Annotated in this window: 8 protein-coding genes; 4 read left to right on the top strand and 4 right to left on the bottom strand. The window is 53.2% G+C overall.

From position 1 onward, the window contains the following. Positions 1-207: 207 nt before the first annotated feature. The 4 genes from AC2TEM_RS19800 to AC2TEM_RS19785 all read right to left on the bottom strand — a co-directional run bounded on the left by AC2TEM_RS19800 (position 208) and on the right by AC2TEM_RS19785 (position 3417). Positions 208-1230 carry an adenylate/guanylate cyclase domain-containing protein gene (locus tag AC2TEM_RS19800; RefSeq protein WP_480856374.1) on the bottom strand — a complete coding sequence of 341 codons (1023 nt, stop codon included), beginning with the start codon at positions 1228-1230 and terminating at the stop codon, positions 208-210. Between the two features lie 3 nt (positions 1231-1233). Then, positions 1234-1593, bottom strand: coding sequence for a group I truncated hemoglobin (locus AC2TEM_RS19795; protein WP_170403431.1), 360 nt, complete (start codon positions 1591-1593; stop codon positions 1234-1236). A 117-nt stretch (positions 1594-1710) separates the two neighbouring features. Then, entirely contained in the window at positions 1711-2541 is an 831-nt protein-coding gene (locus AC2TEM_RS19790; RefSeq protein ID WP_170422378.1) for a class I SAM-dependent methyltransferase, read from the bottom strand. Positions 2542-2604: 63 nt separating this feature from the next. Continuing rightward, positions 2605-3417: an alpha/beta fold hydrolase gene (locus AC2TEM_RS19785; protein WP_480790358.1), complete on the bottom strand. Its 813-nt coding sequence runs from the start codon at positions 3415-3417 to the stop codon at positions 2605-2607. Positions 3418-3704: 287 nt separating this feature from the next. Here AC2TEM_RS19785 and AC2TEM_RS19780 point away from each other — a divergent pair, with 287 nt between their 5' ends. From AC2TEM_RS19780 to AC2TEM_RS19765, 4 genes are all read left to right on the top strand, one after another. Then, positions 3705-5936: an ATP-binding protein gene (locus AC2TEM_RS19780; protein ID WP_480790359.1), complete on the top strand. Its 2232-nt coding sequence runs from the start codon at positions 3705-3707 to the stop codon at positions 5934-5936. Then, positions 5929-6642: a response regulator gene (locus AC2TEM_RS19775; RefSeq protein ID WP_170396223.1), complete on the top strand. Its 714-nt coding sequence runs from the start codon at positions 5929-5931 to the stop codon at positions 6640-6642. Before AC2TEM_RS19780 ends, AC2TEM_RS19775 begins: the two co-directional genes overlap by 8 nt. Positions 6643-6680: 38 nt before the next feature. Continuing rightward, positions 6681-7571, top strand: coding sequence for an adenylate/guanylate cyclase domain-containing protein (locus AC2TEM_RS19770; RefSeq protein WP_170396225.1), 891 nt, complete (start codon positions 6681-6683; stop codon positions 7569-7571). Positions 7572-7684: 113 nt separating this feature from the next. Next, positions 7685-8149 (top strand): hypothetical protein, encoded by a 465-nt coding sequence (locus tag AC2TEM_RS19765; protein WP_170396227.1) that lies wholly within the window; start codon positions 7685-7687, stop codon positions 8147-8149. Positions 8150-8153: the final 4 nt, after the last annotated feature.

Here is an 8153-nt window from a genome sequence, read left to right as displayed (position 1 = left end):
AGGTTCGCGGCTTCCGTGGCAAACTGAGACCGGTTCGAATTCAGCTGACAGAACCGCCACTCTCCAGCCGGTTCCGACACGAGCCTTAGCTGTTTATTTCGGGATCAAAATCAGTAGTTTTTGGGGCTGTTTAAACAGCCTACTGTATTCACTGCAGTGATCAGTCACCATTTAGTGCGAACAAAGGATTACAGCGGGCATTGACGCTCAGCTATCGTCGGACAAGCGCCAGATGTCTTGCTCTCCAAACCCACGGATTGTTCGCGCGCCGACATTCTCAAGGTCAAACTGATCTTTGAGGACCTGCGCGACTTCGTCCTGGACTGAAATCTGCATCGGGTCAGAGAATTCCTGAAGTCTGGAGGCCAGATTCACAGCCGGACCAAAGATATCGTACACATACTTCTGGATGCCAACGACCGACCCGACTACCGATCCCGTGGCCAGTCCAATTCTGCACCGCCACTGATGCGGATGGCTCAGGTTTCGGCGGGTCAAATAGCGTACGAAACGAATGGCTGTGTTTGCGATTGCCTTGGCGTGATCCGGAGTCGGATCGGGCAGACCAGCGACGGTGATATATGCGTCTCCGATCGTCTTGATCCGTTCGCAACCGAATTGCTCACCTATGCGATCGAACGCGCTGTAGATATCATTCAGTTCGGTGACCGTGACGCTTGGGTCCTGCGAGGCGACCATATCCGTGAACCCCACGAAATCGAGCATCAGGACGGAGACGGGATCATAGAGTTGTGGCGTGACCACGCCGAAAGTCTTGTACTCTTCGTAGACCGACCGGGGCATCAGATTTAGCAGCAGTTTTTCAACCTGCTCCTTTTCCCGCTTCAACTCGCGCGTGTTCCGTTCCACCATCATCGAATAGGAGTCGATCATGGACTCCAGCTCTTTGATACGGGTGATGTTCTGACATACCAGAACCAGCACATCGTCATGCGCGACCGTGAAATCGAGTGCGATCACCAGTGTGCGGCGTTTCTTTTTGAACGTGATTTCTGATGTATGTCGCCCGGTGCCGGACAGGCTTGTTTGCACTGTGTCGATATCCAGATCAGGAAAGAGCTGCTGCAATTGGACTGAAGGGCCATCGGCACTGAACCACTCGTCAAACGTATCATTGCGGAACCCAAACTTCAGCGATTGACGGTCCAGTAGGGCAACGCCCACACCAATCGCGCGAAGGAGCTGTTCATTGATGGCTTCGATGGTCATGATTTATCCAACAATCAAGGGGCGACGTTTACTGAATTCCGCGACAACGATATCGATATCCTCGGCATCCACGCCGTGTCTTTGCAAAGCATCACGGAGCACGACCTCCAACTCATCGAAATGGTCATCCGTAATTGCGAGATGAGAGTGTAACTGGCGCAGTTGATTGTCGGTGTAGGAGGCCGGACCACCAAGGAGCGACGCTATGAACTTGGTCTGATGGTCGACCATGCGGCTCATATCCACGTTGTCGAAGAATGGTCCAACCTCGTCATTGTCCAGCAGGATGTCATAGAACGAGAACACGATCTTGCTGATCTGTGAAAACCCACCGTACTTTTCATAAAGTGTGCGCTCGGCCATAACAAAATCCCCCTTAAACAAACTAATACCAAGAAAATGGTGGATCGACTACACCGGGTGATCTTCATCGTTCTCTGGCGGTTGGGTCAAAGAACGATGAGCCAGTGATTCACGATCTCAACCGCGCTGCATGACAATTTCAGCGTACTCGGATGAGATGCAAAGTGTGTCATTGCCTGAGATATCGAACTTCTCGATCAGGGCCATGATATCGCGCTGCAGCGCCTCTTGTCCCGATGCGTCCAGTGCATCGAAGGCCTTTTGCATCGGGCCATAGAAAGTCCGAAAGTACTCTAGGAAGTGTTCGGCTGAACGGTAGCGGAACATGAAGTTCTTGCGTCGGAACGAAACGATGGTGCTGTGCGATCCGAAGGAATCTTCAATCCAGTCCCGGCTGCCCCACAAAGCCGGAGAGCTTACGCCAGCAGGTGGAGGCACATGTTTACCGATCGTTTTGAACAGAAGGCCGATGAAGCTGTCAGGCGTCCAGTTGGCCAGACCAATCTTGCCGCCGCTTTTGACGACCCGTTGCAGCTCTGCTGCTGATTGTTGTTGGTTCGGTGTGAACATCACGCCGAACGTCGAAACCACCGCGTCGCAGGATTGATCATCGAAAGGCAGGTTTTCGGCGTCGGCAACCTTGTAGGTCACGAACAGACCTTCCGCTTTGGCGCGCTGGCTGCTGGCGTCCAGCAGGGCTTCTACATAGTCGGTCGATGTAACATCACAAAAGCGCCGGGCGAAGGCCAGGGTGGCATTACCATTCCCGGCGGCAACATCCAGTACCTTGGAACCGGGCATCAGATCCATGCTTTCAGCCAGTTCCTCGCCCGTGATTTGCAGCGTGACACCCACTTTGCTGTAGTCGCCGGAGCCCCAGGCGACGTTTTGCTTTGCTTTGATTGCCGCAAAGTCTGTGGTGGCGTTGATCGATGTTTGAATACCCATGATATTGCTCCTTTTGATGTAGCAGTGGTTTGATGAAGGCCGCATTGCTAAATGCGGCCCCGGTCAGGCAGCTTGACGTTCTGGCCAGCTGACAGTTTCAACGGGCCGCTCCACATTGGCCACGTGTTCGAAAATCCTTGAGTTGATCCATTCGGGCTGGAAGACCGGCGCCATATGGCCCAGCTCGGGCAGCAACGCGATCCGCGCATTGGGCAAAGCCTTCGCGATCTCAACCGAGACGTGCTGCGCAATCTCAGGTGACTCCAAACCAGTCATTACCAACGTCGGTATATCAAGCTTGGACAGGTCCTTCAGTTGCCAGGTTTCAGCAAAACCTTTTGCAAAATCAGACATGACTGATGGGATCATCCCAATGAACCGGTCTCGGGCCTGCGCGGGCAGCGAGTTCCAAAACCCCTTCTCGTTCCAGAAATCCAAAAAGTGATGCATACCAGCAGCGGCATCGCCATCCGCTGCTGCGGCGCTCACCACACCCGCGAGAAGCTGGATTTGCCCGAACAGTTTCTTGCTGACATCATTGCCAGCCTGCAGAAAATGAAAGGCTGCAGGCTCATATACCGTCAGGCTTTTGACAAGATCAGGACGCATCAACGCGACCTTGATGGCGACGCCTCCGCCGTTGGAATGCCCAACCAGATGCACGGGGCGTCCCAGCGCTTCGATTTCGCGGATTACCGGTATGGCAGAAAACGCCGCACCGTTTTGAGAGTTATCTCCAGTCAACGGGCTACGACCGTACCCGGGAAGATCAACAGCGTGAACACTAAAGCGACCTTCCAGATCCGCCGCCAGTTGGTTCCATTGCCCACTATTGGACGCCGAAGAATGCAACGCAAAAATAGGTGCGTTAATCATTTCAGTAGTTCTAAAAGAAATAGTCATCGTTCTTACCCAATCGCACTTAAGATGGGCAATAACTGACCTTTCTATGTTTCATTGTGATGTCTGGAAGCGGTGCCAAGTGTTTCAGTTGTTGCTCTGTGAAGCAGGTCACACAACTTGCTATCCGGCTCAAAAACAAACAGGTTTATCGGCCGGTACTTGGCTGAGTTGGCACCTATTGAAACAATTGAAACACGCGATGCTGATTTTGAAATGGCATTGAAACAATGGTATCCTAAAAATTCAGGATGACGATGGGCATGACGAACGAATTTGAAGAAATCGAGAAGGCGAGGGACCTTCTTCGTGATGCGATTGAATCTCTCAAAGAAGGGTTCGCCCTCTATGATGATGATCGCCGCCTTGTCCTGTTCAATCAACGATATGCCGAGATGAACAAGGGGGTTGCCGACCTGCTGCAACCCGGACTGGACTGGGAAATCCTGATGCGCGAGACGGCGCGCCGGGGAATTTACGCCGAGGCCATCGGCAATGAACAGCAGTGGGTTTCGGACCGGTTGGCTAATGGGGTCGAGTTCATCCAAGACTTTGAGCTGATGGAAACGGATGGGCGCACCTACCTGGTTTCTGTTCATCCCACCAAGTTCGGCGGATTTGTCGTCACGCGTGAGGATATCACCGAACGCAAACAAGCCGAGGTCGAAGAGCGCGACGGCGATCTATTGATCCGAAAGGTGCTGGATGCCAGTTCGGCAATCGTAACTATGGCGCGGATTGGTGATGGACAGATCTTGTATCGCACGCCTGCTGCGCTGCAGATGTTCGGACCTTCCAAATCTGCAAAACAGCATTATCAAAAGCCGGAAGAGCGCGCGGATTTTGTAACCCAGCTTCTGGCCGATGGTCGTGTCGATGACTACAAGCTCGACTTGATTAATGCGGCTGGCAAAACCTTCCCTGCGTCGATTTCGTCTCAATTGATCGATTACAAAGGCGAAGAAGTCATCGTGACCAGCGTGATCGATCTAACCGTCCAGAAAGAGGCTGATGCCTTGATCCGTCAGGTCATGGAGGCTTATCCAGCAGCCATCAACATGACGCATGCCGACACCGGCGAGGTGCTGTTTGCTACGCCCGAGATAAAGGCGCTGTTTGGTGATGCAGAAAGTTCGAAATCCTACTATGCGGATCCGAATGAGCGCCAACGGTACCTGAAAGACCTCCGGCAAGCGGGGGCGCTTAAGGATCGGCGTATGGAGTTCGTCGATGCAAGCGGACGAAAGTTCTGGGGGGCGGATTCTTCACGGCTGATCGAGTTCAATGGTGAAGAAGTAATCGTTTCCAATACCCGCGATCTGACCGATGAATTGGCCATTGAGGCTGAGCTTGAAAAGCAACGAGAGCTGCTGTTCCAGAACGAAAAGATGTCTGCGCTTGGCGAACTACTCGCGGGTGTGGCGCATGAGCTTAACAATCCATTGTCGGTTGTTGTGGGTCATTCGTTGATGCTGAAGGAAGAAATTTCCGACCCCGACCTCGGTGTCAGGATTGAAAAAATCGGCAATGCTGCAGAACGCTGCGCGAAGATTGTAAAGACCTTTCTGGCGATGGCGCGTCAGCAGCCCAGCAAGATCGAGCAGGTTGATGTTCCCAGCATGATCGAAACAGCTGCGGATGTCGCCGGGTACGGTAGCTCATCAGGCGAAATTCGCATTGAGCAAAGTGTGCCAGAAGACCTGCCCGCAGTTGCCGGGGATGCGGACCAGCTTACGCAAGTCGTCTTGAATCTTATCATCAATGCCGAGCAGGCCATGACCGCATCCGGCATCGGCGACCAGATCATGCTGTCTGCCGAGGTCAAGCCTGACACCGGAATGGTTGAGATCACGGTTCAGGACAATGGCCCCGGTATCCCTAAAGCCATACGCGCACGTATCTTCGAGCCGTTCTTCACCACAAAGGAGGTGGGTGACGGCACCGGGATCGGGCTTGCTTTCTGTCACCGGATCATTCTGTCCCATGGCGGTCAGATCAGGCTTGATCAGGCCGCAGTGTCCGGCACCTGCTTCCGGATAACTCTGCCCGTCGCAAAGATGCAAAATGATGTGGCTGAAGAAAAACCCGAACCCGCCGCGAATTTTGCCAAGCACCGTGCATTGGTCGTGGATGATGAGGTCGAAGTGGGTGAGATCAATGCCGAGATACTGCGGAAGGATGGCTTTCACGTTGATTTCGTTACCTCAGGGGAAGAGGCGCTCAGGCAACTGCAGTCCGCCAACTACGATGTATTCCTAAGTGATATGAACATGCCCGGTGTTGACGGACGCAAGATTTATGAGGCGCTGGTGGCGCGTTTTCCGAAAATGCTGACCCGGACAGCATACATCACCGGGGACACCATGGGTGAAAGCTCATTGGGACTGCTGAAGGAATCCGGTCTGCCCTATCTGGAAAAACCCGTCTCGCCTTCGGAACTGAGAATACTTGTCGGAAAGCTGCTCGCCGATCAAAAGGATCAAACGGATGAATGACCAGAAAACCCATATCCTGGTTTGCGATGACGAGATCGACGTGCGCGAGATGCTTCAGGAATATCTGAGCAAACGCGGGTACGAGGTTTCTGCAGCCGCTGGCGGAGAAGAGCTCCGGTCTGTCATCTCCTCTCGTGCTGTTGATGTCATGATCATGGATATCAATATGCCAAAGGAAGACGGTCTTTCGATCCTCAGATCGCTTCGTCCTGAAAACACGACGCCCGTGATCATGTTGACTGCAGCAGGCGATGTAGTGGACCGGATCATCGGGCTTGAGATGGGGGCAGATGACTATCTTGGAAAGCCGGTTGATCTTCGGGAACTGGAAGCGCGGATCAAGGCCCTATTGCGCCGAGGGGCCATCAACGAAAGTCTGCCTGCAGATGCCTCCGAAGGCAATTTGGCCCTTTTTGGCGACTACACGCTGGATAAAGAGGCAGCCAAACTTCTTGCGCCGGATGGATCCGAGGTCCCGCTAACGGCGATGGAGTATAGTCTGCTCAAGGTGTTTGCTGAAAACAAAGGGCGTGTTTTGAACCGTGATCAGTTGCTAGAACAAGCGCACGACCGGTCCTGGGATCCGTTCGATCGCAGCATTGATATCAGAATATCCAGACTGCGCCGGAAGCTTGAAACCAACCCGGAAAAGCCGGAAATCATCAGAACCGTGCGGGGTATAGGTTATGTTTATGATCCCAAATAGGGTTTGCCGTTCCGGACAAGCAAATTGCGAGTAGCACCGTGGAAACCAAGCTCGTCACGACCATAATTGCTGACATTTCTGACAGCACTCCGTTCTACGAAGAAATGGGGGACGATCAGGCACAGCAGTTGATTCAGTTTGAAATCGATCGATTGCGTGAGGTTCTACTTGGGTTTGGCGGAGTTCCTGTGGGGCAGAAAGGCGATGACGTCTTGTCCTATTTCAAGGAACCCGAGGCCGCCGTAAACGCGGTTGTAGAGATGATTCAGAAACCGCCTGGAACATTACTGTCGGTCCACGCGGGTGTTCATCAAGGTCCTGTTGTTATTGGCGATAATGGGATATTTGGCGAAACAGTTAATCTGACCGCACGTTTGGCGGCCGCGGCCAATCCGGGTGAAGCTTGTGTCAGCGAAAGCGTCGCCAAGGATCTAAGCCCCGAAAGTCTCCAGATGCTCACCCCAATCGGATCGCTTCGCCTGAAAGGTGTGAGTGAACCGGTCAAAGCTTATTCAGTCCTGGCCTCAACGGACGGGTTAAGCACCGTGATGCATCTGCCGACGCAGACGGCCAGCGGATCTGAGGGCATGCAACAGAATGAAAGCTTTGCGCTCATTCTTTATCACGACGATCATACCTGGCGGTGTCGGGAAGGCGGGGAGCTAACGATCGGCAGATCCAGTCAATGCGATGTCATCCTGCCTGAGCCGTGGGTTTCGCGACTGCATGCGGTACTCAGCATGAAAGGCGGGAAGCTGATGCTGGCGGATCGCAGTTCGTCGGGAACTTACGTACAATTCGAGAATGCGCGTGAAATCCAGCTTAAGCGCGAGAACATAATGCTGGCCGATAGCGGGCTGATATCGCCTGCACTATCAATTTTGCACTCTGATGCGCGCCCATTAGAGTTTGAGGTCGTCCGCCGATAAACGACGTGGCACGCCTGAATTCTGGCTTCTGTGGTGAAAGTCTCAGAAAGAAACTCGCGATTGTGCTAGAATCGGCACCAATTGCGTATTTCAACCAAGATTGGGAGGGTATGATGTCATTGAATACTTCAGGAAACCAGCTTCGTCAGGGCGCTCTGATCCTGGGTGCAGCTACACTCTTGTTTGGTGCTGATGCAACTGCCCAGTCAGCGATGCCCAATGCCTGCCCTGTGGATGGATGTGAGGTGCAGATTGTATCGGTCGCCAAAGAGGGCGACGAACTGCTTGTAAACTATGACGCGAATTTCACTCCGGACGTATCGAAGAACCATTTCCATACATGGTGGGGCGAAAGCTATTCCGTTGAGCAAGTCGGCAGAAATGCCCAAAGCGAATTCAATGCCGTTCAGGGCAGGTGGCATCGGCACGATGATTACCCAAGCTATGTGACGAAGGAGGCGGCCTCGACATCGGCACGCGAGGGAGGGACGACACTGTGCGTTACTGCTGCCGATAGGGACCACAACATATTGGATGCGACCAAGTATCATTGCGTGGATGTGCAAGAGCACCTCTGAAGCG

The sequence above is a fragment of the Ruegeria sp. HKCCD3925 genome, assembly GCF_057221175.1.
This window is presented reverse-complemented; position numbering and strand designations above follow the sequence as displayed.